Source organism: Stenotrophomonas sp. Steno-Z4 (assembly GCF_056393145.1).
Window position 1 is genome coordinate 153,793 of record NZ_JBWJPC010000006.1, and the last position, 25,977, is coordinate 179,769.

General features: G+C 67.5%; 25 protein-coding genes. 18 read left to right on the top strand and 7 right to left on the bottom strand.

The features are described 5' to 3' along the window. Positions 1-19: 19 nt before the first annotated feature. The 3 genes from AC06E7_RS14995 (at position 20) to AC06E7_RS15005 (ending at position 2,512) form a co-directional block, all read left to right on the top strand. Positions 20-1,261: a lipoprotein-releasing ABC transporter permease subunit gene (locus AC06E7_RS14995; RefSeq protein WP_184124046.1), complete on the top strand. Its 1,242-nt coding sequence runs from the start codon at positions 20-22 to the stop codon at positions 1,259-1,261. Then, positions 1,254-1,967, top strand: a complete 714-nt coding sequence (gene lolD, locus AC06E7_RS15000; RefSeq protein ID WP_068851023.1) for a lipoprotein-releasing ABC transporter ATP-binding protein LolD — start codon at positions 1,254-1,256, stop codon at positions 1,965-1,967. Before AC06E7_RS14995 ends, lolD begins: the two co-directional genes overlap by 8 nt. An 86-nt stretch (positions 1,968-2,053) precedes the next feature. After that, a complete protein-coding gene (locus AC06E7_RS15005; protein WP_093534169.1) occupies positions 2,054-2,512 on the top strand; it encodes a DUF6491 family protein in 459 nt (152 codons plus the stop codon). Between the two features lie 14 nt (positions 2,513-2,526). Here the strand turns inward: AC06E7_RS15005 and AC06E7_RS15010 are convergent, their stop codons facing one another. From AC06E7_RS15010 to htpG, 4 genes are all read right to left on the bottom strand, one after another. Continuing rightward, positions 2,527-2,796 (bottom strand): oxidative damage protection protein, encoded by a 270-nt coding sequence (locus AC06E7_RS15010; protein ID WP_068851029.1) that lies wholly within the window; start codon positions 2,794-2,796, stop codon positions 2,527-2,529. A 3-nt stretch (positions 2,797-2,799) separates the two neighbouring features. Then, positions 2,800-3,897: an A/G-specific adenine glycosylase gene (gene mutY / locus AC06E7_RS15015; RefSeq protein WP_478065177.1), complete on the bottom strand. Its 1,098-nt coding sequence runs from the start codon at positions 3,895-3,897 to the stop codon at positions 2,800-2,802. After that, complete coding sequence (gene ftsY, locus AC06E7_RS15020; RefSeq protein ID WP_478065178.1) at positions 3,897-5,192, bottom strand: signal recognition particle-docking protein FtsY; 1,296 nt, start codon at positions 5,190-5,192, stop codon at positions 3,897-3,899. Before ftsY ends, mutY begins: the two co-directional genes overlap by 1 nt. A 311-nt stretch (positions 5,193-5,503) precedes the next feature. Then, on the bottom strand, positions 5,504-7,402 hold the full coding sequence (gene htpG / locus AC06E7_RS15025; RefSeq protein WP_478065179.1) for a molecular chaperone HtpG: 1,899 nt from the start codon (positions 7,400-7,402) through the stop codon (positions 5,504-5,506). 117 nt (positions 7,403-7,519) lie between these two features. Between htpG and rsmD the strand changes: the two genes are divergently transcribed. From rsmD to AC06E7_RS15055, 6 genes are all read left to right on the top strand, one after another. Beyond that, on the top strand, positions 7,520-8,125 hold the full coding sequence (gene rsmD, locus AC06E7_RS15030) for a 16S rRNA (guanine(966)-N(2))-methyltransferase RsmD (protein WP_478065180.1): 606 nt from the start codon (positions 7,520-7,522) through the stop codon (positions 8,123-8,125). A gap of 7 nt (positions 8,126-8,132) precedes the next feature. Next, the gene (coaD, locus tag AC06E7_RS15035) at positions 8,133-8,642 is read left to right on the top strand and encodes a pantetheine-phosphate adenylyltransferase (protein ID WP_093534179.1); all 510 of its coding nucleotides are present in this window, start codon (positions 8,133-8,135) and stop codon (positions 8,640-8,642) included. 45 nt (positions 8,643-8,687) lie between these two features. After that, positions 8,688-9,179: a hypothetical protein gene (locus AC06E7_RS15040; protein WP_068851048.1), complete on the top strand. Its 492-nt coding sequence runs from the start codon at positions 8,688-8,690 to the stop codon at positions 9,177-9,179. Positions 9,180-9,306: 127 nt separating this feature from the next. Then, on the top strand, positions 9,307-9,588 hold the full coding sequence (locus AC06E7_RS15045; RefSeq protein ID WP_068851051.1) for a YfhL family 4Fe-4S dicluster ferredoxin: 282 nt from the start codon (positions 9,307-9,309) through the stop codon (positions 9,586-9,588). Beyond that, entirely contained in the window at positions 9,585-11,330 is a 1,746-nt protein-coding gene (ggt, locus tag AC06E7_RS15050; protein WP_478065181.1) for a gamma-glutamyltransferase, read from the top strand. The genes AC06E7_RS15045 and ggt overlap by 4 nt, the downstream gene beginning before the upstream one ends. A gap of 79 nt (positions 11,331-11,409) precedes the next feature. Next, positions 11,410-12,297, top strand: coding sequence for an MBL fold metallo-hydrolase (locus tag AC06E7_RS15055; RefSeq protein WP_478065182.1), 888 nt, complete (start codon positions 11,410-11,412; stop codon positions 12,295-12,297). Between the two features lie 11 nt (positions 12,298-12,308). On the opposite strand, the gene upp is transcribed toward AC06E7_RS15055, so the two are convergent. Then, positions 12,309-12,944, bottom strand: coding sequence for a uracil phosphoribosyltransferase (gene upp / locus AC06E7_RS15060; RefSeq protein ID WP_068851060.1), 636 nt, complete (start codon positions 12,942-12,944; stop codon positions 12,309-12,311). 157 nt (positions 12,945-13,101) lie between these two features. Between upp and AC06E7_RS15065 the strand changes: the two genes are divergently transcribed. From AC06E7_RS15065 to AC06E7_RS15080, 4 genes are read left to right on the top strand one after another with little or no spacing between them, the layout of a single operon-like run. Further along, on the top strand, positions 13,102-15,651 hold the full coding sequence (locus AC06E7_RS15065; protein WP_478065183.1) for a TonB-dependent receptor: 2,550 nt from the start codon (positions 13,102-13,104) through the stop codon (positions 15,649-15,651). Further along, the gene (locus tag AC06E7_RS15070) at positions 15,651-16,769 is read left to right on the top strand and encodes a phytase (RefSeq protein WP_478065184.1); all 1,119 of its coding nucleotides are present in this window, start codon (positions 15,651-15,653) and stop codon (positions 16,767-16,769) included. Before AC06E7_RS15065 ends, AC06E7_RS15070 begins: the two co-directional genes overlap by 1 nt. Positions 16,770-16,804: 35 nt before the next feature. Next, positions 16,805-18,145, top strand: coding sequence for a purple acid phosphatase family protein (locus tag AC06E7_RS15075; RefSeq protein ID WP_478065286.1), 1,341 nt, complete (start codon positions 16,805-16,807; stop codon positions 18,143-18,145). A gap of 8 nt (positions 18,146-18,153) precedes the next feature. Further along, complete coding sequence (locus AC06E7_RS15080) at positions 18,154-18,789, top strand: inorganic diphosphatase (protein ID WP_478065185.1); 636 nt, start codon at positions 18,154-18,156, stop codon at positions 18,787-18,789. Between the two features lie 19 nt (positions 18,790-18,808). Here the strand turns inward: AC06E7_RS15080 and AC06E7_RS15085 are convergent, their stop codons facing one another. Further along, positions 18,809-19,588, bottom strand: coding sequence for an SDR family NAD(P)-dependent oxidoreductase (locus AC06E7_RS15085; protein ID WP_478065186.1), 780 nt, complete (start codon positions 19,586-19,588; stop codon positions 18,809-18,811). Positions 19,589-19,701: 113 nt separating this feature from the next. On the opposite strand from AC06E7_RS15085, the gene AC06E7_RS15090 reads away from it, so the two are divergent. The 3 genes from AC06E7_RS15090 (at position 19,702) to AC06E7_RS15100 (ending at position 22,284) form a co-directional block, all read left to right on the top strand. After that, the gene (locus tag AC06E7_RS15090; RefSeq protein WP_217535876.1) at positions 19,702-20,592 is read left to right on the top strand and encodes an AraC family transcriptional regulator; all 891 of its coding nucleotides are present in this window, start codon (positions 19,702-19,704) and stop codon (positions 20,590-20,592) included. Between the two features lie 55 nt (positions 20,593-20,647). Next, complete coding sequence (locus AC06E7_RS15095) at positions 20,648-21,205, top strand: TetR family transcriptional regulator (RefSeq protein ID WP_093534195.1); 558 nt, start codon at positions 20,648-20,650, stop codon at positions 21,203-21,205. Positions 21,206-21,288: 83 nt separating this feature from the next. Beyond that, positions 21,289-22,284 carry an NAD-dependent epimerase/dehydratase family protein gene (locus AC06E7_RS15100; RefSeq protein WP_478065187.1) on the top strand — a complete coding sequence of 332 codons (996 nt, stop codon included), beginning with the start codon at positions 21,289-21,291 and terminating at the stop codon, positions 22,282-22,284. 22 nt (positions 22,285-22,306) lie between these two features. Here AC06E7_RS15100 and AC06E7_RS15105 read toward each other — a convergent pair whose 3' ends face one another. Continuing rightward, positions 22,307-23,395, bottom strand: a complete 1,089-nt coding sequence (locus AC06E7_RS15105; protein ID WP_478065188.1) for a catalase family protein — start codon at positions 23,393-23,395, stop codon at positions 22,307-22,309. A gap of 203 nt (positions 23,396-23,598) precedes the next feature. On the opposite strand from AC06E7_RS15105, the gene AC06E7_RS15110 reads away from it, so the two are divergent. Further along, positions 23,599-25,008 carry a cryptochrome/photolyase family protein gene (locus AC06E7_RS15110; RefSeq protein ID WP_478065189.1) on the top strand — a complete coding sequence of 470 codons (1,410 nt, stop codon included), beginning with the start codon at positions 23,599-23,601 and terminating at the stop codon, positions 25,006-25,008. A gap of 118 nt (positions 25,009-25,126) precedes the next feature. After that, positions 25,127-25,822 (top strand): YiaD family glycine zipper/OmpA-like lipoprotein, encoded by a 696-nt coding sequence (locus tag AC06E7_RS15115; RefSeq protein ID WP_184124011.1) that lies wholly within the window; start codon positions 25,127-25,129, stop codon positions 25,820-25,822. Positions 25,823-25,977: the final 155 nt, after the last annotated feature.

Here is a 25,977-nt window from a genome sequence, read left to right on the forward strand (position 1 = left end):
AATTGTCCGGCGTACCTGCATGTTCAAACCCATACCAGTAGCCATCGGCCTGCGTTACCTGCGGGCCAAGCGCCGCAACGGCTTCATCTCCTTCATCTCCATGGCCTCGATCCTCGGCATCGCGCTGGGCGTGACCGTGCTGATCACCACGCTGGCGGTAATGAGCGGTTTCCAGAAGGAAATCCGCGACCGCCTGCTGCAGATGACCGCGCATACCACGATCACCGCCGACGGCGCGCCCATGGCGGACTGGCAGCATGCGGTGGAAGTGGCCCACAAGGATCCGCGCGTGGCCGGTGCCGCGCCGTACATCGAGATCCAGGCCATGCTCAGCGGCGCCCGCGTGCAGGGTGCGATCGTGCAGGGCATCGACCCGGCGCTGGAGCCGGCAGTGTCGGTGATCAACACCAAGCTCAAGAAGGGCAGCTTCGACAGCCTGAAGGAAGGCAGCTACAACCTGCTGGTCGGCCAGGAACTGGCGATCTGGCTGGGCGTGGATGTCGGCGACACCGTGCTGGTGACCCTGGCAGAAGTGCAGGGCACCCCGATGGGCGCGATGCCCCGGCTGAAGCGCTTCACCGTCAGCGGTATCTTCGAGGCCGGCTACAACGAAATCGACCGCGGCGTGGCCTACGCCAACATGGCCGACCTCGAGCGCGTGCTGCGCATGGACGGGGTCACCGGCGTGCGCCTGAAGCTGCATGACATGGACAAGGCGCTGGACGTGGGCGTGGACCTGGCCCACAACCTCCGCGGCGGCTACCGGGTCAGCGACTGGACCCAGCAGAACGCCAACCTGTACCACTCGCTGCGCATGGAAAAAGTGGTGATGGGCATCCTGCTCTCGCTGATCATCGCCATGGGCGCGTTCAACCTGGTCTCCTCGCAGGTGATGCTGGTCACCGACAAGCAGGCCGACATCGCGATCCTGCGCACCCTGGGCCTGACCCCGGGCGGGGTGATGCAGGTCTTCATGGTGCAGGGCTCGCTGATCGGCATCTTCGGCACCGTGCTCGGCGTGGTCGGCGGCATCACCCTGACCTTGAACCTGGAGCGCATCCTTGGTGCGATCGAGACCCTGTTCAACGTCAAGCTGCTGCCCGAAGACGTTTATTACATCACCGGCCTGCCGACCGACATGCAGACCCCGGACATCGTCATCATCACGGTCATTGCGCTGGTCATGAGCTTCCTGGCCACCCTGTACCCCGCGTGGCGCGCTGCCCGCACCCAGCCGGCGGAGGCCCTGCGCTATGAATGAGCCGATCAACCGCGGCGACGAAGTGATCCGTGCGCAGGGGCTGGCCAAGACCTACGCCGAAGGCCGCATGCAGACCCCGGTGTTCAATGGCCTGGACCTGAGCGTGGCCGCCGGCGAGACGGTCGCCATCATCGGTGCCTCCGGCGCCGGCAAGAGCACGCTGTTGCACCTGCTGGGCGGGCTGGACACGCCGACCGCCGGCGAAGTGTTCGTGGCCGGCAACCAGATGTCGTCGCTGTCCGACAGCCAGCGCGGCCGCCTGCGCAACCGCGCGCTGGGCTTCGTGTACCAGTTCCACCACCTGCTGCCTGAATTCACCGCGCTGGAAAACGTGATGATGCCGGTGCTGCTGGGTGGTGAAGAGGTGGCCGATGCCCGGTCACGCGCAAAGGCACTGCTGGAATCGGTGGGCCTGGGCCACCGCCTGGAGCACAAGCCGGGCGAGCTGTCCGGTGGCGAGCGCCAGCGGGCCGCCGTCGCCCGTGCGCTGGTCAACCGCCCGGCCTGCGTGCTGGGCGACGAACCGACCGGCAACCTGGACGACAAGACCGCCGCAACCGTGTTCGAGCTGATGCTGGACCTCAACCGCGCCCACCACACCAGCCTGGTGCTGGTGACCCACGACCGCAGCCTGGCGCGCAAGCTGGACCGCGTGCTGGAACTGCGCGAAGGCCGGCTGCACGCCCTGGCCCACGCCGAGGTCTGAGCTGGCAGCTGAACAGCCGCCCGCCCGAACCTGCGGGCCGGCGGCAGCGGGTGCATGATCGCCTTGTTCCCCACCGCGGAGGTGCCATGAAAACGCTTGTCGCCATCGTTGCAATGGGCCTGGTGCTGGCCGGTTGTGCCACCGGCCGCCTGAGCAGCGCCGAACGCCTGGAGCTGTACCGCGCGCACGCCGGCCCGCCGCAACCGTCGATGCGCTACTTCGGCTCGCTCAATGGCTGGACCGAACTGGGCGACAGCGCGCTGGCGGTGTGGACCCGCCCCAGCGAGGCCTATCTCATTGAACTGCGCGGCCCGTGCTACGGGCTCAGTTACGCTACCGCGATCGGGCTGACCAGCCAGACCGGCCAGGTGTCATCGCGCTTCGACCGGGTGCTGGTCCGCGATCCCAACCACGGCCCAAGTGTCCCGTGCTTCATCGGCGCGATCCGCCCGCTGGACGTCAAGGCGCTGCGCTCCTCGGAGCAGGAAATGCGCCAGGCGCAGGTGCAGGAGCGCGAAGCGGGGCAAACGCCGCCGGCGGAATAGGTCGTTCGCTGCTGTCAGGCCTCGGGGACGAACCCGGCCGGCTTCTCGGCGCCACCGCTGAAGAGGTACTTCACCAGCTCTTCTTCCAGGAACGCGCGATGCTTCGGATCGCGCGGCGACAACCGGTTCTCGTTGATCAGCATCGTCTGGTGCGCCAGCCACGCGGCCCAGGCGGTCTTGCCGATGCCATTGAAGATGCGCTGGCCCAGCTCGCCGGGATAGGGCACGAAATCCAGCCCTTCGGTGTCGCGTTGTTCGTACTGGCAGAAAACGGTGCGGGCCATGGGCTACTCGATCCTCTTCAAAGTCGTTGCAGCGCGTAGTTTACGGCTACTTCCGTTTTCCAGCAGTTTGCGGATCGGCGCGGGCAGACCCAGGCTGGGCAGCTCCTGCGCCGGGACCCAGCGCAGGCCAGCAATGTCATTGCGCAGGCCATCCACCTGCCGCGACAGGATCTGCAGGTGCAGGCGATAGTGGCTGAAGGTGTGCTGCAGCACCGGCAGCTCTTCGGCATCTTCCAGTGAGCCCAACACGTGCGCATCGAACCAGTCCTGCAGCGCGGTGCCGCTGTCGGCCTGCGGCAGTGTCCACAGCTGCGCCCAGATGCCGGTGTCCGGGCGCTTCTGCAGCAGCACGCGGCCCTGTGCATCGCGCAGCAGCAGCGCCACCGCCTCGCGTTCGGGCAGGACCTTGCTGGGCTTCGGGGTGGGCAGCTGGTCGCTGCGGCCTTCGCGGCGCGCCACGCAGTCGTCCTGCAGCGGGCAGATCACGCAGGCCGGCCGGCTGCGGGTGCAGACCGTGGCGCCCAGGTCCATCTGCGCCTGCGTGTAATCGGCCAAGCGTCCGCCAGGGACATGCTCCATGTGCAGCTCTGCCAGCGCCCACAACACCTTTTCCACCGCCGGCAGGCCGGGGAATCCTTCGATGCCGTGGTAGCGGGTGAGCACGCGCTTGACGTTGCCATCGAGGATCGCGAAGCGGTCGTTCCAGGCCTGGCTGAGGATCGCACCGGCGGTGCTGCGGCCGATGCCCGGCAGTGCATGCAGTGCATCGACGTCGCGCGGCAGCTCGCCGCCGTGCAGTTCGACACAGCGCTGCGCGGCGGCATGCAGGTTGCGCGCGCGGGCGTAGTAGCCCAAGCCGGCCCACTGCGCCATCACCGCGTCGTTGCTGGCGGCGGCGAGGTCGGGCAGGGTGGGGAACACGGCAAGAAACTTCAGGAAGTACGGAATGACCGTGGCGACCTGGGTCTGCTGCAGCATGATTTCCGACAACCACACCCGGTACGGCGTGCGCGGATGCTGCCAGGGCAGGTCATGCCGGCCATGGCCGTCGAACCACGGCAGCAGCCGGTCGACGAACGCGTCGGCGATGGCGGGCAACATCAACCGCCCAGCGCTTCCGGCAGCAACGCATCCACGAACGCTTCCGGATCAAACACGCGCAGGTCTTCGGGGCGCTCGCCGATGCCGGCGAAGCGGATCGGAATGCCGAATTCGCGCGCCAGCGCGAACACCACGCCGCCCTTGGCGGTGCCATCCAGCTTGGTCACCACCAGGCCGGTCACATTGACCGCTGCATGGAACTGGCGCAGCTGCGAGAGCGCGTTCTGGCCGGTGGTGCCATCAATGACCATCAGCACCTCGTGCGGCGCGCTTTCATCGATCTTGCCCAGCACGCGGCGGATCTTGCCCAGCTCGTTCATCAGCCCGCCCTGGGTATGCAGGCGGCCGGCGGTATCGGCGATCAGCACCTCGGTGCCGCGTGCCTTGCCGGCCTGCAGCGCATCGAATGCCACCGAGGCGGCATCCGCGTTCTGGCCCTGGGCGACCACGGCCACGCCGTTGCGCTCGCCCCAGGCCTGCAGCTGCGCCACGGCGGCGGCGCGGAAGGTATCGCCGGCGGCCAGCATCAGGCTGTGGCCATCGTCCTTGAAGCGCTTGGCCAGCTTGCCGATGGTGGTGGTCTTGCCGACGCCGTTGACGCCGACGGTGAGGATCACGAACGGCTTTGCGCTGCGGTCGACCACCAACGGGCGGGAGACCGGCTGCAGGATCGCGATCAGGTCGGCGCGCAGCGCCTTCAACAAGGCGTTGGCGTCGGTGAATTCGCGCGCCTTCATGCGCTTGCGCAGGCCTTCCACCAGTGCGGTGGTGGCACCCACGCCGACATCGGCGGTGATCAGGGCGGTTTCCAGCTCATCGAGCAGGTCGTCGTCGAGCTTGGGGTTGCGCGAGAACAGGCCGCCGAAGCTGCGTGCGATGACGCTGTTGCGCAGGCGGTCGCGCCAGCCGGTCTTGCCGGGCGCGGCGGGTGCCGCTTCATCGAAGGCGGTCGGGGCGGCCAGCGGCTGCACCGCTTCCTGCACGATATCGGTGGCGACCACGACCGGCGAGGGCGGATAGAGCGGGGTGGGTGCCGCCTGCACGGCTTCGATGCGGGGCGCATCGACCTGGGCCGCTGGCGCGCTCACGGGAACGGCTGCGTCTACGCCGGGCGTCGCCACCGGTGCTGCGATGGGCGTGGGCTCGACGGCGGGCGCGGCAGCCGGCACGACCGGCTCGGCCTCGGTGGCGGCGGACGGGAACGCGGCGGCCAGTTCCTCAGCGCTGTAGTGCTGGGTCTTGGGCGCGTCCTGCGGAGCGTCCTGGGGCTTTTTGCGACGGAAGAAACTGAGCATGGGATTCGGCGCTGAAATCAGGGGGATATGCTACCACCCGGGCCCGTAAGGCCCGCGTGGAGTGGCGGACGGGTCGCGCGGTGACGGACCGCCTGGGCCGGCCAACGGCCGGCGCTACCGAGACGCACCGAAGCCCAGGGTTGGTTAAACGCGACCCCAAAGGCAACGTAGCAATTCGTACCGCCGGCCGTTGGCCGGCCCAGGCAGACGCGTCCGAAGCCCAGGGTTGGTTAAACGCGATCCCAAAGGCCACGCAGCAATTCGTAGCGCCGGCCGTTGGCCGGCCCAAGCGGTGCCGGCCACGTGCCGCGTTAAGCCGACAATTCCAGCAACAACTTGTTCAACCGGCGCACATAAGCCGCCGGGTCCTTCAGCGTATCGCCCGCAGCCAGCGCGGCCTGGTCGAACAGCACCCGGCTCAGGTCGCCGAAGCGGGCGGCATCGGCTTCCTGGTCCAGCTTGCCGATCAGCGGGTGGGCCGGGTTGAACTCGAACACCGGCTTGCTGTCGGGCACCTTCTGGCCGCTGGCCTCCAGGATCTGGCGCATCTGCAGGCCCAGGTCCTGCTCGCCGATGGCGAGGATGGCCGGCGAATCGGTCAGGCGGTGCGACACGCGCACATCGGCCACGTCATCGCCCAGCGCGCCCTTGATCCGCTCGACCAGGCCCTGCTTGTCCTTGGCGGCCGCTTCCTGCGCCTGCTTGTCTTCGGCCGTTTCCAGCGCGCCCAGGTCGAGGTCGCCACGCGCCACATCCACGAACGACTTGCCGTCGAACTCGGTCAGGTAGCCCATCAGCCACTCGTCGATGCGGTCGGTGAGCAGCAGCACTTCGATGCCCTTCTTGCGGAACACTTCCAGGTGCGGGCTGTCCTTGACCTGGGTGTGGCTGTCGCCGGTCAGGAAGTAGATCTTGTCCTGGCCTTCGATCATGCGGCCGATGTAATCGGCGAGCGACACGTTCTGCTCGCCGCTGGCGTCATGGGTGGAGGCGAAGCGCAGCAGGCCGGCGATCTTCTCGCGGTTGTTGAAGTCTTCGGCGGGGCCTTCCTTCAGCACCTGGCCGAACTGTTTCCAGAACCCGGCATACACCTCGGGCTTGTCGGCGGCCAGCTTTTCCAGCATGTCCAGTGAGCGCTTGGTCAGTGCCGACTTCATCGAATCGATGACCGGGCCGGACTGCAGGATTTCGCGCGACACATTGAGCGACAGGTCGTTGGAATCGACCACGCCCTTGATGAAACGCAGGTACAGCGGCAGGAACTGCTCGGCCTGGTCCATCACGAACACGCGCTGCACGTACAGCTTCAAGCCCTTGGGCGCGTCGCGGTGGTACAGGTCGAACGGCGCGTGGCCGGGGACGTACAGCAGCGAGGTGTATTCGAGCTTGCCTTCGACCTTGTTGTGGCTCCATGCCAGCGGGTCCTGGTGGTCGTGTGCGGCGTGCTTGTAGAACTCCTGGTACTCGGCGTCGCTGATCTCGGTGCGCGGGCGGGTCCACAGCGCACTGGCGCGGTTGACGGTCTCCCACTCGACTTCGGCCGGGGCGTCGTCGCCGTGGTGTTCCTTGGCCATCTGGATCGGCAGGCCGATGTGGTCGGAGTACTTCTTGATGATGCCGCGCAGGCGCCAGGCATCGGCGAAGTCCTGCTGGTCGTCCTTCAGATGCAGCACGATGCGGGTGCCGCGTTCGGGCTTGTCGATGGTTTCGACGTCGAACTCGCCCTCGCCACGCGAGGACCAGTGCACGCCTTCGCTGGCCGGCAGGCCGGCGCGGCGCGAGTACACGTCGACCTGGTCGGCCACGATGAACGCGCTGTAGAAGCCGACGCCGAACTGGCCGATCAGCTGCGAGTCCTTCTTCTGGTCGCCGGACAGCTGGCGCAGGAAGTCGCCGGTGCCGGACTTGGCGATGGTGCCCAGGTGGGCGATGGCCTCGTCGCGGCTCATGCCGATGCCGTTGTCGTCGATGGTCAGGGTATGCGCCTGCGGGTCGACGCTGACCTGGATGCGCAGTTCACCATCGCTTTCGAGCAGGCCCGGCTGGGTCAGCGCTTCGAAGCGCAGCTTGTCCGAGGCATCGGCGGCGTTGGAGATGAGCTCGCGAAGGAAGATTTCCTTGTTGGAGTACAGCGAGTGGATCATCAGCTGCAGCAGCTGCTTCACTTCGGTCTGGAAGCCCAGGGTTTCTTTGTGGGTCTGCTCGGTCATCGGGGAGTGCTCCTTGGACGGTGCCGCGCCCGGCGCGGCGGCTGCACAAGGGGTAAGGACGGATTGTCCCGATTTCAAGATGGCAGCGTTTCAATGGGGTCACGGTATTCTTGGCGGATGAATTCACGTTCCCCCGCATCCCACCCCGTAGGCCAGGTCCGCATCATTGGCGGCAAATGGCGCAATACCAAGCTGCCGGTGCCGCTCGCGCCGGGCCTGCGGCCCAGCAGCGACCGGGTCCGGGAAACCCTGTTCAACTGGCTGATGCCGCGCTTGGGCGGGGCCCGGGTGCTGGACCTGTTCGCCGGCAGCGGCGCGCTGGGACTGGAAGCGGTGTCGCGCGGGGCGGCCCAGGCCACGCTGGTGGAGCGCGATGCCGCGCTGGCCCGCCAGCTGCGCGAATCGGTGGCCAGACTGGGCGCCCAGGGCCAGATCGAGGTCGTCCAGGGCGATGCGCTGCACTGGCTGGGCCAGCGGCCATCGGGGCTGGCCGACATCGCCTTCATCGACCCGCCGTTCGCCGACGGGCTGTGGGAGTCCGTGCTGGCCGGGCTGGGGCCGCACCTGGCGGCCGATGCCTGGCTGTACCTGGAGTCGCCGGCCGGGCAGACCCTGCGCCTGCCGCCGGGCTGGCTGCTGCACCGGGAGGGCGGCACCCGCGAGGTCCGCTTTGCCCTGTACAGGCGCGCCACTGCTACACTTTCACCAGATCAGAACGCGTAGCTTCCGCATGACCGCAGCCAACCGCCGCATCGCCGTATACCCGGGCACCTTCGATCCGATCACCAACGGTCACATCGACCTGGTGAACCGGGCCGCGCCGTTGTTCGAGAAGCTGGTGGTCGGCGTGGCGCAGAGCCCGTCCAAGGGTCCGTCGCTGCCGCTGGAGCTGCGGGTGTCGCTGGCGCGCGATGCGCTGGCCCACCACCGCAACGTGGAAGTGCGCGGTTTCGACACCCTGCTCGCACATTTCGTGCGCTCCGAGCAGGGCGGGGTGCTGCTGCGCGGCCTGCGCGCGGTCTCCGATTTTGAATACGAATTCCAGATGGCCAGCATGAACCGCCACCTGATTCCGGAGGTCGAGACGTTGTTCCTGACCCCGGCCGAGCAGCACAGCTTCATTTCGTCCTCGCTGGTCCGCGAGATCGCCCGTCTTGGCGGCGACGTGTCCGGCTTCGTGCCGGCCTCGGTGCTCGAGGCGCTGCGCAAGGTCCGCGAAGCGAAGTCCGGCCCCACGTAAACCCCAAGACCCACACATACCAAGCATCACCAAGAGGGAGACTCCATGAACAACACCATGCGTGCCATGTTGATCGCGTCGTTCGCGCTGGCGTTCACCGCCTGCAAGAAGGAAGAAGCCGCACCGGTCGCCGATGCCCAGCAGGCGCTCGTCGCCCCGGCCAAGGATGACGATGCGGGCTGGAAGAAGTACCTGCAGTCCGTCGCCGTGCAGAACATGGGCAACATCACCAACAGCCCGTTCCTGTACTACCTGTCCCCGGAATCGGATCCGGAGTTCCAGGCCAAGTACGACCGCCAGGTCGAGAGCGCTACCGCTGCTGTCGCCCGTGGCGTGCAGCCGGGCAACATGCTGGCCTTCGGTTCGTCCGCCTCGGGCAAGATGGCCGACATGATCCAGGCCGTGTTCAAGGACGTGTCCGCCGACTCGATGAAGGGTGTGCGCGTGGTGTTCATCGGCCAGGCGGCCGACAACGCCCGCGTCCAGTCGATCGTCCAGCCGACCGGCGCCGAGTACATCTTCGTCGAAGCCAAGTAAGCCGTGCCATGGCGGCCGCGCACGTGTGCGCGGCCCGGGCGGCGTCCTTCGTGGACGCCGCCGTTGACCGGCCCGCGCAGCTGCGCAGGCCGGTTTTCCTCTGCCGGCACTGGCGTGGAGTAACGCCATGTCGCTGAAAATCAATGAGCTCTGCGTCAACTGTGACGTATGCGAGCCCGCCTGTCCCAACCAGGCCATCTCGATGGGTGAAACCATCTACGTGATCGACCCTGCACGCTGCACCGAATGCGTGGGGCATTTCGACGAGCCGCAATGCGTGGTCGTCTGCCCGGTGGAATGCATCGATCCCGATCCGGACATTCCCGAAACCCAGGAAGCGCTGCTGGCCAAGCTGCATGGGCTCCAGCGCGATCATCCCGAACTCTATGTGGAGTCTGCGCCCGAATGAACACCCCCTCCCGTCGCTGGTTGCTGCTGCTCCTGCTGTGGACACCGGCCCTGTGGGCCGCCGAGCCTGCGCCGCAGGCCACGCTGGCCGCGCATCCTGAAGGCGCCGCCATCGCCAGTGGGCATCACCTGGCCACCGAAGCGGGCATGGAGATCCTGGCCAAGGGCGGCAACGCGTTTGACGCCGCAGTAGCGGTGTCGTCCACCCTGGCAGTGGTCGAACCGATCAGCTCCGGCCTGGGCGGCGGTGGCTTCTTCCTGCTGCACGACGCGAAGACCGGCAAGGACGTGATGCTGGATGCGCGCGAGACCGCGCCGGCCGCCGCGACCCCCGAAGCATTCCTGGACAGCAAGGGCGAGCTGGACCGCGACCGGTCGGTGAACGGCCCGTGGTCGGCCGGCATCCCCGGCCTGCCGGCGGCGCTGGTGGAGCTGTCGGCCAAGCACGGCAAGCTGCCGCTGCAGGCGTCGCTGGCCCCGGCGATCCGCATCGCCCGCGAGGGTTTCCCGGTATATGCGCGCATGGCCAAGGGCTATGCCTCGCGCCGTGAAGTGATGGAGCGCTACCCCGGCACGCGCGAGGTGTACCTGCGCAATGGCAAGCCGATCGCCGAAGGTGATGTGTTCAAGCAGCCGGAGCTGGCGCAGACGCTGGAGCGCCTGGCCGCAGGCGGGTTCGATGGCTTCTACAAGGGCCAGACCGGCAAGCTCCTGCTGGCCGGGGTGAAGCAGGCCGGTGGCAAGTGGACGGCCGACGAGCTGGCCGGCTACCGGGTCAAGCAGCGCGAACCGATCGTGTTCAATTACCGCGACTGGAAGATCACCACCGCCTCGCCGCCGTCGTCCGGTGGCATCGCACTGGCCTCGATGCTGCAGATCCTGGAAGGCTGGGACCTGAAGGCGATGGATCCGGCCCACCGCACCCACCTGGTGGTGGAATCGATGCGCCGCGCGTTCCGTGACCGCACCTTCTTCCTGGGCGATCCGGACTTCGTGCAGATTCCGCAGAAAGTGCTGACCAGCCGCGACTACGCCCAGGGCCTGCGCGCCACCATCCACCCGGAAAAGGCCACCCCCAGCGACCTGCTGTCGGGCAACCCGACCCCGCTGGAAGACGACGAGACCACCCACTTCTCGATCATCGACCAGCAGGGCAACCGCGTGGGCGCCACCCAGACCGTGAACCTGCTGTACGGCTCGGGCCTGATTCCGTCGGGCACCGGCGTGCTGCTCAACAACGAGATGGACGACTTCGCGCTCAAGCCGGGCACGCCCAACGCGTTCGGCGTGATGGGCTATGCGGCCAACGCGCCCAAGCCGGGCAAGCGCATGCTCAGCTCGATGACCCCGACCTTCATGGAATCGGCCGACAAGGTCGTGGTGCTCGGCACCCCGGGCGGCAGCCGCATCATCACCATGGTGCTGCTGGGCGTGCTGGGCTACGACGATGGCCTCGACGCCCAGCAGGTTGCGGCACTGCCGCGCTTCCACCACCAGTGGCTGCCGGACGTGATCGAGGCTGAAAGCGGTGCGTTCGATGCGGGCACCATCCAGCAGCTGCAGGCGATGGGCCACAAGATCGACCTGCCCGGCGACAGCGCCGAAGGCGGGCGCGGCTCCAGCCATGTGTGGGGCAACCTGCAGACGGTGGAGTGGAACCGCCGCAGCAACCAGCTCAGCGTGGGCAGCGACCCGCGCAACCCGGTCGGTTCGGGAGCGGTCGCTCCTGCGGCGGCACGGTAAACCAGAAACCCCGCCACGGCGGGGTTTTTCATGCCGGCGGATAGCGAATTATTAACGCAGTCCGCCGGATAATTTACCGATGAAACTATGGTCCATCCGCGGTAACTCACAGAAGCTCGATGGCGGCGCGATGTTCGGCAATGCGCCGCGTGCGGTCTGGGAAAAATGGGCGGCACCGGACGATCTCAACCGGATCGAACTGGCCTGCCGTGCGCTGCTGGCCAGCCCGTTGGCCGGCAGGACCGTGCTGTTCGAAACCGGTATCGGCGCGTTCTTCGAGCCGAAGCTGCGCGACCGTTACGGCGTGCAGGAACCCAGCCACGTGCTGATCGAATCGTTGCGCGAAGCCGGCTTCGAGCATGAGGACATCGACGTGGTGGTCCTCAGCCACCTGCATTTCGACCACGCCGGTGGCCTGCTGGCGCCGTGGAGCGAAGGCCGCGCGCCGGAGCTGCTGTTCCCCAACGCGACCTTCCTGGTCGGCGCCGAGCACTGGGAACGCGCGCTGGATCCGCACCCGCGCGACCGCGCCAGCTTCATTCCCGAACTGCCGCAGCTGCTGCGCGACAGCGGGCGGCTGGAGATCGTGCAGGGACCGTATTCGCGCACGCTGGGCGCAAGCGTGCGTTTCAGCTTCAGCGACGGGCACACCCCGGGCCTGATGCTGGCCGAGATCGTCGGCCCCGAACAAGTGCAGGGCGAGCCGCGCGGTGGCGTGGTGTTCTGTGCCGACCTGATTCCCGGGCGTTCATGGGTGCACGTGCCGATCACGATGGGCTACGACCGCAACGCCGAACTGCTGATCGACGAGAAACGCAGCTTCCTGGAAGACAAGCTGGCGCGCAACGTGCACCTGTTCTTTACCCATGACCCCGGATGCGCGCTGGCCCAGGTCACCCGCGATGAGAAAGGGCGGTTCGGTACCGCCCACGAACAGGGTGAATTGAAGGCCCGCTCGCTGGCCTGACGGCGCGCGGATCAACCGGCCACGCGGGTCCCGAAGATGCGGTCACCGGCATCGCCCAGGCCCGGCAGGATGTAGCCCTTCTCGTTGAGCCGCGCATCGATCGCGGCAGTGAAGATCTCCACATCGGGGTGCGCCGCCTGCACGGCCGCGATGCCCTCCGGCGCGGCCACCAGGAAAATCCCCTTGATCCGCCGCGCCCCGGCGCGCTTGAGCATGTCGATGGTGGCGATCAGGGTGCCGCCAGTGGCCAGCATCGGGTCCAGGATCAGCGCATCGCGCTCTTCCAGGCGGCCGGTGAGGCGCTCGAAGTAGGGCACCGGCTGCAGGGTTTCCTCATCACGCTGCAGGCCGACCACGCTGACCCGCGCCGCCGGAATCAGCGACAGCACGCCGCTGAGCATGCCCAGCCCGGCGCGCAGGATCGGCACCACGGTGATTTTCGCGCCCGCAATGCGCTGCACGGTCACCGGGCCGGCCCAGCCGGAAAGGGTGTGCGCTTCGGTGTCCAGGTCGGCGGTGGCCTCGTAGGCCAGCAGGCCGCCCAGTTCGTTGGCCAGCTCGCGGAAGTCCTTGGTGCTCAGGGACGCATCGCGCATCAGGCCGATCTTGTGCTGCACCAACGGGTGGCGAACTTCGACGATTTTCATGGGAATGCCAACAAAACGGGGAGAACGCCATTTTGCCGCACCGGTGCCATGGCCGGCCATAGCCCGCCCCCGAGCGTCACAATCGCCACCGGTGTCACGTTCATGCAACCTCCCGGACATACCGTGCTGACCCAACCTTTACACCGTTGGGGAAGCCGTGCAGAACAAATCGCCGTTGGGGCTGGCCATCAGCCTGTCGTTGCTGGTCCTGTCCACCGCGCCTGCCGTGGCCGCCGCGAGCGGGGAGCTCGCCGGCGCTGCCGCAGCCACCGAGCTGGACCGGGTGGAAGTCCGCCCGCAGCTGGAATCGCAGACCCGCGCGGTCGACCTCAAGCGCAGCAGCGACGCCATCCAGGACGCGGTATCGTCCGATGCCATGGGCGTCTACCCGGACAAGAACGTGGCCGAATCGCTGCAGCGCCTGCCCGGCGTCAGCGTCACCCGTGACCAGGGCGAGGGCCGTTTCGTGGTGGTGCGCGGCCTGGATGCCAACCTCAACAGCGTCAGCATCGACGGCGTCGCCGTGGGCACGCCCGAAGATTCCAGCCGCGCCGCACCGCTGGACGTGATCCCCTCCGACTCGACCGAACGCCTGCGCGTGGTCAAGTCGCCCACCCCGGACATGCCGGGCGATGCCATCGGCGGCGCGATCCTGGTCGAGTCGGCCTCGGCGTTCGACCGAGACGGGCGCAGCCTGCGCGGCAAGATCGAAGCCAGCCACCAGGAGCTGTCCGGGCACACCAGCCCCAAGGCCGCGTTCAACTACAGCGAAGTGTTCGCCGATACCTTCGGCGTGGCGCTGGGCGTGAACTACCAGAACCGCAGGTTCGAGTCCGACAACAGCGAAGTGGAGTACGGCGAATTCGACGGCGGCAGCGAAGACGAGCTGTTCGCCAACAGCCTGCAGCACCGCAAGTATGAGATCGAGCGCAAGCGCATCGGCGCCAACCTCAATTTCGACTGGCGCCCCAGCGAAGACAGCCAGTACTACCTGCGCACCCTGTACAGCCAGTTCGATGACGCCGAAACCCGCCAGCGCACCATTTTCAACTTCGGCGATGGCGAGGTCACCGCGCTGGGCAACAACCAGTTCCGGGTCGACGACCTGCCGGCCGACGCGATCCAGAAGCGCATGCGCTACCGCACCAAGAAGGAAAACACCTTCGCCGCCAGCCTGGGCGGCGAGAACCGCCTGACCAACGCCGTGCTGGATTACAAGGTCGGTTACACCCGTACCGAAGAACGCGTCAACGACGAGATGGAAGCGCGCTTCGAGTACAACGGCGATGACCTGGCCGCCACCGTGGACCAGAACAGCGGCATCCCGCGCTACACGCTCAACGATGCCAGCTGGATGGACAACGGCAACTACGACTTCGACCGTTTCGTGGTCTCGCCCAAGCGCGTGGACGACAAGGAGCACAGCGCCCAGGTCAACATCCGCTTCGACGGCGACAACAGCAGTTACAAGTTCGGCCTGCTGGGCCGCTGGCGCGATCGCGACGTGGACACCGACGAGCGCGAACTGCGCGTGGGTCCGGACGTGGCGTTGTCCGACTGGACCACCACCACGCCCGACCACCGTGGCGGCAGCCTCGGCCAGGGCATGAGCTCGGATGCGATGCGTCGCTACTGGGCCCGGTTCGGCAGCCAGTACAGTGCCCGCCCGCAGGATGCCGGCGCCAATGCGATGACCTCGCTGGAAGAGGATTACACGGCCAGCGAAGACATCTTCGCCAGCTATGCCATGGGCACCTGGGACGTCGGCAACCTGCGCATCATCGGCGGCGTGCGCGTGGAAAACACCCAGTTCCAAGCCACCGGCAACCAGGTGGACGTGGCCGCCAACGGCCGCAGCTACACCGTGACCCCGCTCAGCGCCAACCGCAGCTACACCAACGTGCTGCCCGGCCTGCACCTGCGTTACGACGCCGGCAGCGACTGGGTGCTGCGTGCAGCCGCCAACAAGACCGTGTCGCGCCCGTCGTTCGGCGACATCGCCCCGCGCATCGGCTACAACCGCGGCGACGAGGAAGTGCGGCTGGGCAACCCGGAACTGGATCCGTACGAGTCCACGAACGTGGACTTGTCGTTCGAACGCTACATCGGCAGCACCGGCATCCTCTCGCTGGGCCTGTTCCATAAATCCATCGACGGCTACATCGTCAACACCGTCAGCGACAGCGATCCAGACTACCCGGGCTTCGACGTGACCCGCGTGATCAACGGCGACAAGGCCAGGGTCTACGGCGCCGAGTTCAACTGGCAGCAGCAGCTCAGCTTCCTGCCAGCCGGCTGGGATGGCCTGCTGGTCGGTGCCAGCGGCACCTGGCTGGACACCGATTTCGACCCGGGCTTGGATGGCCGTGCCGACGAGGACTTCACCCTGCCGCGTGCCTCCAGACACGTGTACAGCGCACACCTGGGTTACGAGAAGGCCGGCTTCAGCACCCGCCTGGCCGCGGTGTACCGCAGCGAATACCTGGATACGCTGGGCGACAGCCGCGCGTACGACATCTTCGTGGCGCCCAACACGCAGCTCGATTTCAGCCTGGACTACAAGATCACCGACAACGTAAGCGTGTACCTGGAAGCGCAGAACCTGCTCGACAAGCCGCTGGAGCTCTACCAGGGCGTGCGTTCGCGCACCCTGCAGAATGAAGAATACGGCCGCACCTACGCGCTCGGCCTGAAGGTGGCCCTGTGATGCGCGCACGTCCCGTATTGGGCCTGCTCGCGCTGGCCGTGCTGGCTGGCTGCAAACCGGCCGTCACGCCGGCACCGGCGGCATCGAACGCACCGGCAGCAGACCCGGCAGCGACCACCGGGCGTTCGGTGGCCACTGTCGCCGAAGCGTTCCTCACCCCGATGACGCCTGCCGACAACATCGATTCGCCGGCCAGTTGGACCTCGCCGGAAGGGCAGGTGTGGCTGATCGCCACCGCCAAGGCCACCGACAAGCTGGTGGTGTACGACGGGCAGACCGGAGCCCACCTGCGGGATGTCGGCAGCACCGGCGCTGGACCGGGGCAGTTCGACCGCCCCAACGGCATCGCCGTGGTCGATGACCTGGTGATGATCGTGGAGCGCGACAACCACCGCGTGCAGGTGCTGCAGCTGCCGTCGTTCACCCCGCTGGGCACGTTCGCGGCCGATGACCTGCGCAAGCCGTATGGACTGTGGGTCAACAAGCAGGCCAGCGGCTACGACGTGTACGTGACCGATTCCTACGATGCCGGCGAAGATGCGCAGGGCAATGACGTGCTGCCGCCGCTGGCCGAACTGGACAAGCGCGTGCGTCGTTACGCACTGCAGGTGGCGAACGGCAAGGCGCAGGCCAGCCTGGTCGGCAGCATCGGCGACACCAGCGAGAAGGGCGCCCTGCGCGTGGTTGAATCGATCTGGGGCGATCCGGCCAACGACCGCCTGCTGATCGCCGAAGAAGACGAAACCTATGCCAGCGAAATCAAGGTGTACTCGCTGCAAGGAAAATTCAGCGGCACCACCTTCGGCCGCGATGCGTTCAAGGCGCAGGCCGAAGGCGTGATGCTGCGCACCTGCGGCAAGGACGGCTGGTGGATCACCACCGAGCAGGGCAAGCAGCGCAGCGTGTTCCACCTGTTCGACCGGCATACCTTCAAGCATGTCGGCGCGTTCCAGGGCAACACGGTGGCCAATACCGACGGCATCTGGCTGGACCAGGCCGCCTCGCCGCGCTTCCCGCATGGCGCGCTGTATGCCGTGCATGACGACCAGGGCGTGGTCGCGTTCGACTGGGCCAGCGTGGCCAAACAGCTGTCGCTGCCGCTGGAGTGTGCAAAGTGAGCGGTATCCATGCATGCGCCCGCGCGCTCGCGGTCGTGCTGCTGCTGGGCAGCGCCGCCGGCTGGGCCAGGCCGGAGGGCAAGGCCGAACCGAACACCCAGGTGCCGGCCGGCAACCGCCATTACGCGGCGACCGGCTTCCCTGACCGCATCGTCGCGTCGCCCGCGCAGGATGCCGCGCACGGCTTCTCCGTGGCGTGGCGCACCGACAGCTCGGTGCGCGCCCCGGTGCTGGAGTGGGTGGTGGCCGGTGACTCGCCCGATGTCGGCACGCCGACCCGGGTGACCGCCGTCACCACGCCGCTGGACACCGAGCTGGGCCGCTCCCACCACCACCGTGCCGACGTGATTGGCCTGGCCCCCGATACGTTGTACCAGTGGCGGGTGCAGGGCAATGGGACGTGGGGTGCCTGGAACCAGCTGCGCACCGCCGGGCGCGCCGACCAGCCACTGACCCTGCTGTACTTCGGCGACACCCAGAACAAGAACCTCAGCCATGTGTCGCGCGTATTGCGGGCCGGCCTCAAGGCGGCACCGGAGGCGCGCCTGACGTTGTTCGCCGGTGACCTGGTGAGTGGCGGTGACGGCGTGGATGACAGCGAGTGGGGCGAGTGGTTTGCCGCCGCCGGCTGGCTGCCGCAGGAAACCGCGGTGGCCCCGGCGATCGGCAACCACGAGTACTTCGAGGAGTTCGAGGACACCCCGCAGGAACGCCGCGTACTGGGCCGGCACTGGCCGGTAACGTTCGCGTTGCCGCGCAATGGCGTCGATGCCGCCGATACCAGCACCTACTGGTTCGACTACCAGGGCGTGCGCATCGCGGTCCTGGATGGCACCTCCGCGCTCGACCTGGGCACGGCCCAGGCGCAGGCGGCGTGGCTGGACAAGGTGCTGGCCGACAACCCACACCCGTGGAGTATCGTGCTGCTGCACCAGCCGTTCTATTCGCCGCGCGAAGGACGCGAGAACGCCGAGCTGCGCGATGTGCTGCTGCCGGTGGTGCGCCGCCACAACGTGGACCTGGTGCTGCAGGGCCACGACCACACCTACGGGCGCCGTGGCGAAGGCCAGGCGGCCACCCCGCAGTACGTGGTGACCGTGGCCGGTCCCAAGCAGTACCGGCTGTCCGACGAAGCCCGCGCGACGATGGCGCCGGTCGGTGAGGACACCCAGCTGTACCAGGTGCTCACGATCGATCCACGGCACCTGCGCTATGAAGCACGCACGGTCACCGGCCGCCTGTACGACGGCTTCGAACTCAACCGCGAGGCCGACGGCAGCAAGCGCAGGACCGAACTCACCGAGGGCCGCATCGCCCCCCGCGACTGCACGCGCACCCAGACCCTGAAGGGTCGTGCCGACCGCTGCTGGGAATAAGGACTGCCATGAACCCGCAACCCAAGCTTGCCCTGATCGCCCTGGCTGCCGCACTGCTGCTGCTCACCGGCGCCAGCCTCGCCAGCAACGCGGTGCTGCACCCCTTCCTGGCCGCCCAGCCGAAGGAAGCGCCGGAGGAAGCCAACCTGGCCGTGGAAATCCCGGCCGGCAGCTTCACCAAGTACGAAATCAAGGAAGACGGCCTGGTCCACGTCGACCGCTTCCAGTCGATGCCGGTTGCGTACCCGGCCAACTACGGCTCCATGCCGCGCACCCTGGCCGGCGACAACGACCCGCTGGATGCACTGGTGTTGACCCGCGAGCCGCTGCATCCGGGCGTGATCGTGCGCTTCCGCCCGATCGGCTACCTGAAGATGGTCGACAAGGGCGAGCACGACGAGAAGGTGATCGGCGTGCCGACCGACAAGATCGACCCGACCTACGCCAACATCCGCGACCTGCAGGACCTGCCGCTGATCGAACGCCAGCGCATCGAAGCGTTCTTCCGCGTCTACAAGGACCTGCCGGAGGGGCGCAATCCGGTGGAACTCAGCGGCTGGGGGAGCGCGGCCGAAGCCAAGGCGCTCATCCGCGAATCAATGCAGCGCTTCGACGCGCAGCAACGCCGCGCCAAGGGCGATTGAGCCTCAGCACCGCCCGGGCCTACAGCAGGATCCCGCCGCCCACCTCGATCCGCTGCGCGGTCACCCAGTGGTTGTCGGGCCCGACCAGCGCGGCCACCATCGCGCCGATATCCTCGGCGTTGCCCGGGCGCCCGAGTGCGGTGTGGTCGCTGACATAACGCTGCACGTCGGGGTTGTCGCGCACCGCGCCGCCGAAGAAATCCGTCTGCGTGGGGCCGGGTGCCACCGCGTTGACGGTGATGCCGCGCGGACCCAGTTCCAGCGCCAGGTAGCGGGTCATCACCTCCAGCGCGCCCTTCATGGCGGCGTAGACGAGGCTGCCGGCGGCGGTGTGGCGGGTGAGGCTGCTGGACAGGTTCACAATGCGCGCCCCGTCGGCCAGCAGCGGTGACAGCGCCTGGGTCAGCAGCAGCGGCCCCTTGAAATGCAGCGCATGCAGAAGGTCGATGTCATCGGCGGTGATTGCACCGAACGGTGCCGGTGCGTGCGCGCCGGCATTGTTGATGAGCGCGTCGAGCTTCTGGCCCTGGCCTCGGGACTGCAGCCAACCGGTCATCGCGGCCAGGCATGCCGGGAAGCTCCCGCTGTCGGTGACGTCCAGCCCCAGGGTCATCACGTCGCGGCCCTGACGTGCGATGTCCGCGGCCACGCTGCGCGCGGCGGCGGGGTCGCTGCGGTACGTTAAGATCACGTCCCAACCGCGCGTCGCCAACTGCAGCGCGATGCTGCGGCCAATGCCCTTGTTGCCGCCGGTGACCAGGGCCACGCGGGCGGGGAGAAGTGGAGAGCCAGTGTGCATGCGATAACCAGACGAGGGGAACGAGCAGGCATGATCGCGGGGTGCCGCGCCGCGCTCTTGCCGGTTACGCGCAGGCATTTGCCTGATCCTGCACCCCTCCGCGCGGGGGTGGCATGCTGACGCGTCTGCATGACGCAGTGGAGAGCCTGCTGAGCCGTTCGGCCGGAGAGGGCGACCGTGTACTGTCGCCGCTGCCAGGCGTGATCGTTTCGACCACCCGCCGTGCCCGGATGCCCTCCCATGCGCTGTACCGGCCTGCGTTGGGTGTGGTCGTGCAGGGGGCAAAGCAGGTTCTGGCCGGAAGACGCAGCCTCGATTACCGCGCCGGACAGGGACTGGTGACCGGGATCGCGATGCCGGCAACCGGGCGCGTGCTGGCGGCCAGCAGGGCACAGCCGTTCATGGGCGTCTCGATCGAGCTGGACACGGGTGTGCTGCAGCAGGTGCTGGCCGGGCTGGACCCGGGGCCGTCAGCCCTCGCCGACGCCTCCGGCCTCAGCGTACATACCCTGCCAGCGCCGCTGCTGGACTGCGTGGCACGCATCGTTGAAGCGGTGCGTATCGACGATGCGGCGGCGGTGCTGGTGCCCACTTTGTTGCGCGAACTCAGCTACTGGCTGTTGACCGGGCCAACCGGCCCGGAGGTTGCGGCAATGGCGCGCCCGGAAGGCACGCTGCACCGGATTGCCGAAGCGGTGGTGCACCTGCGCCGGCATTTCCGTCAGCCGCTGCAGGTGGAGTCGCTGGCGGCGGCCAGCAACATGTCCGTGTCACTGTTCTACCGGCGCTTCCGCGCGGTCACCGGGGTCTCGCCACTGCAGTTCCAGAAGCAGCTGCGTCTGCTCGAAGCACGGCGGCTGCTCGAAACCAAGGCCGTCAACGTGACCTCGGCGGCGCTTGCCGTCGGGTACGAGAGCCTGTCGCAGTTCAGCCGCGAGTACCAGCGCTGCTTCGGCCACACCGCGCGGGAAAGCCTGCAGGGGTCCGCGCTTTCCGTGGATTGACCCCTGGTTGGTGACCCATTAATATCCATCCGGACGGATATTAATTGGTAAACGCATGGCCCGACCGCGCTCCATCGACCCGAATCAACTGCTGGACGCCGCCGAAAGGGTGGTGGCCCGCCATGGCGTTCCCGGGCTTACCTTGGAGGCCGTTGCAGCCGAGGCCGGGATCAGCAAGGCCAGCGTGCTGTACGACCATGGCAGCAAGACCGCACTGGTGCAGGCCGTACTGGTGCGCGCGCTGCAGCGGGACCGTGCCCAGAACCAGGCCGCGGTTGACGCGGTGCCCGCGCATGACAGTCCGGTCATCAAGGGTCGGCTGGCGGCCGCTGCACAGCCGCTGCCGGACGCCTTCCGACCGGTCGCCCTGAGCCTGGTGGCGGCCATGGCCGGCGACTCGAGCCTGCGCGGGCCGTTCCAGCAACACCAGCGCGAGGTGATCGAGGCGGTCGAAACCACCTCGCAGCAGCCTCGTGGCGCGATGCTGGCGTACCTGGCGCTGGAAGGACTGAAACTTCTCGAAGCGCTCGACTACCACCGCTGGCCCGTGCAACAGCGGGAACAGCTGCTGCGGGACATCGCGTGGCTGGTGGAGCAGGTACCGCCTGACTGATCCATCGGTTTGGGGCGACGTTACGCCCACCTGTCTTCTCTCCCACTCATCAATGCGGCCCGGCAGCGGCTGCAGGACCCCCCATGTCTTCTCTCCAGCGGATTTTCCTTACCGGCGGCAGTGGCTATGTCGGTCGCAACCTCATCACCTCACTGGTCTCCCAGGGCCACGCCGTGGTGGCCTTGGCGCGCAGCGAAGCAGCGGCGCGCGCAGTCGAACAGCGCGGCGCACGGGCATTCCGCGCCGACCTGCTCTCGGGTGACCTGGCCACGGGCATGCAGGACTGCCACGCCGTTGTCCATGCGGCCGCCGATACCGACCATGTGGCCGGTGGGGGGCGCCAGCATCGTGTCAACGTCGATGGCACGCGCCGGGTGATTGACGCCGCCGGACAGGCGGGCGTCGCCCGCGTGCTCCTGCTCAGCACCGAGTCGGTGCTGGCCAGCGGGCGCGCGTTGCCAGGCGTGGACGAGCGCACGCCACTGCCACGCCGCTCCATCGGTGGCTACTCGCGCAGCAAGGCCGAGGCGGAGCGGGTTGCGTTGGCGGCCAACAGCGAACACCTTGCGGTCAGCGTGCTGCGCCCACGGTTCGTGTGGGGCCGCGACGACACCACCGCACTGCCACAGCTGTGCGACGCGGCGCGGAGCGGACAGCTTGCCTGGATTTCGGGCGGCAACTACCTGACCTCCACCACCCACATCGCGACCCTGTGCGCGGCTGTCTCGGCAGCGCTGCGCCATGCACGACCGGGCGAGGTCTATTTCATCGCCGACGAGCAGCCTGTCCAGTTCCGTGCCTTCATCACCGCGCTGCTGGAAACGCAGGGGATCGCCGCGCCGGAAAAGTCGGTCCCGCGTGCGCTGCTGTGGGCACTGGCATCGCTGGGCGATGCACTGGCGGCAGTGAGTGGTGGACGGGTACGCGGTCCGCTGACCCGGCAGCAGTTCGCTGCCTCGGCGGTCGAAGTGACGCTGGATACGCGCAAGGCGCGGCGTGAGCTGCACTTGCGCGACGCGATCACGCGCGAGCAGGGGTTGGATGAGCTTCGGCTCGTGCGCTCTGGCGTGCGCGTGTGAAGCCGCCACGCAGGGCGTGGCACTAAACGTTGGGTGCCGAAGGCTCGTGGATGGGACAACGGTTGAAGCGGGCGCGGAAGTCGCGCGAGGCGGCCATCACGATCCGGCGTGCGCGGTTGATGTTGCCCAGCGGTTGATGGGCCGCCAGCGCGTGCCAGGGAGCGAAGGCGAGGCGGTCTTCGCTGGCCTCGGCGTCGGTGTTCCAGGATGACTGCTCACCGACCACCAGCCGACCTACCGGCTGGAACGGGCTGAGTTCCTCCGGCCAGACCACCGAAGCGTCTTCGATCGGCATCTTTTCAAGATCGCGGCAGAGCTGCACGCGCAGCTCCCACTCAGCCACGGCGCCGGGCTGGGCGAAGAACGCGGCCACCGCCTCACGCTGCGTATCGGCTTCGGAAGGCAGCTTCTGCCCGGTCAGCGCGACCAGTGCCGGTGACACCGGCACCCACGAGAACTTGGCCATGTACGGCCCGTAGCGGAATGGGACCTGGGTGAAGAACGTTTCGCCGAGCGGATGGTGCTGCGGTTCGCCACCGAGCGCCTTCAGTGATGCGCTCTGGCCACCCACCGCCTCCAGCGCTGCCTCTGTGCCGCGCAGCGTGGCCGAGAGCACCTGCTTGGTCCTCGGCATGCGCTCGGTGGTGGCCGCCAGCAGCTTGGCCGAGCGGAGGAAACCGCTGATGCCGGGCGTGTTGAAGGCCGGGCCGTTGACCATCAGGAAGTCCTGACTGTGTTGCTCATCGCCTCCCTCCACGCGCGCACCGGGCACATCCATGATCTTGACGGCCATCGCGCGCGGCGTGGAGACGGTATCGGGCAGCTGCTCGGCCGGCGGCGAGGACAACCGCACCAGGGCGTCGTACTCACCGGGTGCGGCGAACAGGCCCTGGCTCAGTTCGGGCGAGAGCCCATCCAGTACGCGGAAGCGCCCGCGCAGCAGCGCGTGCCCCTTGGCATGCACCGCACGGTGCGCATGGCCTTCATGCTCGGCAACCACGCCGGCCATGCGGGTGAATACCTCCACCAGTTCGGCGATGGTGGCGTCTTCGTCAGGCGCGCGCTGCTCCACGTCAGCGGAATAAGCAACAACAGGCTGGATCGGCGTCATGGGCATGGTTCCGGAAAGTGGAGAGAAGGCGCCGGCGACCACGAGGTGTTGCCTTGGCAGGGACCGGCTGGGGCATGTGCCCACCTTCCCGCTTGAGCCGTGCACGAGCGGTGCAGGGGACATCGCCGTGGCGCGAAGGGCGCGTGCAATGCCTTCACTCCAGATGGCTATCATGTGGCTCTCTTTCAGCGTAGGCAGTGCTTGTGTCGGTAGCTCTGGTCTGGTTCCGCCGTGATCTTCGTCTTCAGGACAACCCGGCACTGCAGGCCGCGCTTGAGGCCGGGCATACCCCGGTGCCGGTTTACATCCATGTACCGGACGAGGAGGGCGCATGGGCGCCGGGCGGTGCGTCGAACGCCTGGCTGCACCGCTCGCTGGCCGCGCTGGATGCGGACCTGCGTGCGCGCGGGTCGGCGCTGGTGCTGCGCCGGGGCGACAGCCGGGCGCAGCTGCAGGCGCTGATCGAAGAAACCGGCGCCGAGGCGGTGTACTGGAACCGCAAGTACGAACCGGCCACGCAACCGCGCGATGCCCGGATCAAGCGCGAACTGCGCGAGCAGGGCATCGAGGCGACCAGCTGCAACGGCAGCCTGATGTTCGAGCCGTGGGATATCGCCACGCTGCAGGGCGGGCCCTACAAGGTATTCACTCCGTTCTGGCGCAACGCGCTCACCCGCATGAACGTTCCGGCGGCCACCCGGCTGCCGCAGACCCTGCCGGCGCACGCTGCGGAAGGCGTGGCACTGGATGCGCTGCAGCTGGCTCCTGCGCTGGACTGGGACAAGCAGTTCTGGGAGCACTGGCAACCCGGCGAAACCGGCGCCCAGGAAGCGCTGTCGGTGTTCATCGACGGTGCGTTGAACGGCTACCGCCAGCAGCGCGATCTGCCCGACCGCGTGGGTACGTCACTGCTGTCGCCGCACCTGCACTTCGGCGAAATCTCACCGTGGCAGGTCGTGCGGCGGCTGGAAGCCGAGCGCAACGCCAGCCGCGATGGCGACATCGATGGCTACATCCGCGAGCTGGGCTGGCGTGAGTTTTCCTACCACCTGCTGCACCACTTCCCGCAGACCCCCGAACAGAACCTCAACCCGCGGTTCGCGAACTTCAGCTGGGCCAAGCCGAATGCGACACAGCTGCAGGCCTGGCAGCAGGGGCGGACCGGCGTGCCGATCGTCGATGCGGGGCTGCGCGAGCTGTGGGCCACCGGCTACATGCACAACCGCGTGCGGATGATCGTGGCCAGCTTCCTGTGCAAGCACATGCGCCAGCACTGGCTGCACGGCGCGCGCTGGTTCTGGGACACGCTGGTGGATGCGGACCTGGCCAACAACACCATGGGCTGGCAGTGGGTGGCCGGCACCGGTGCGGATGCGGCGCCGTATTTCCGGATATTCAACCCGGTCACGCAGTCGCAGAAGTTCGATCCGCATGCACGCTACATCACCCGCTGGGTGCCCGAACTGGCGCCGTTGCCGGTGAAGGCACGGTTCGCGCCGTGGCAGTCGCCCGCGCTGTTGGCCGAGCTGGCGCCCGGCTATCCAGCGGTGCCACTGGTGGATCTGGCGGCCGGCCGCGAGGCGGCATTGGCCGCGTATCGGCACACCGGCTGATGCCCCAAAGCTGAACGAAATGCCGAATCCGTGCGTGTTCATCATGCCGGCATCGCGTCGGCGTGTTTATGCTTCTGGCCGTTCGCACGCCGACCGCCGGCACTTCAGGAGAAAACACATGATCCGATCCGCACCCCGCAACGTGGCCCTGGCCCTGATGACCGCCGCCGCCCTGTCGGCCTGCGCCACCGGTGGTTCCTACGTGCAAAGTGACCAGTACGGCAACCCGGTCGAGCAGCAGAGCCGCACCGGCCGCAATGCGCTGATCGGTACCGCCATCGGCGTGGCCGCCGGCCTGCTGACCGGTGACAGCGCGACCGAACGTCGCCAGCACGCGATGGTGGGTGCGGGTATTGGCGCGCTTGCCGGCGCCGGCGTGGGTGCGTATCAGAACAAGCAGGAGCGTGAGCTGCGCGAGCGCACCGCCAACACCGGTATCGACGTGCAGCGCCAGGGTGACAACATCGTGCTCAACCTGCCCGATGGCGTGACCTTCGACTTTGGCAAGTCGCAGCTGAAGCCGCAGTTCTACGGTGCGCTCAACGGCGTGGCGAGCACGCTGAACGAATACAACCAGACCATGATCGAAGTGGTGGGCCACACGGACAGCATTGGCAGTGACGCGGTCAACAACAAACTGTCCAAGGAACGCGCCGATTCGGTGGCGCAGTACCTGACCGCCCAGGGCGTGCAGAGCGTGCGTATCGAGACGCTGGGCGCCGGCAAGGCGTACCCGATCGCCGACAACAGCACCGACGCCGGCCGCGCCAAGAACCGCCGCGTGGAAATCCGCGTGATTCCGTTGCAGCAATAAAAGGCGCAAGCGCCTTTTATTGCTACGTTGCATCGGCCACGCCGATGCAACGCAAAAATGCCGCCCCAACGGGCGGCATTTTCTGTAGAGCCGACTGTTAGTCGGCTGTACCGTCCGCTGCATCGTCGGCATGCAGGAAGCCGCGCTTCGCGCTT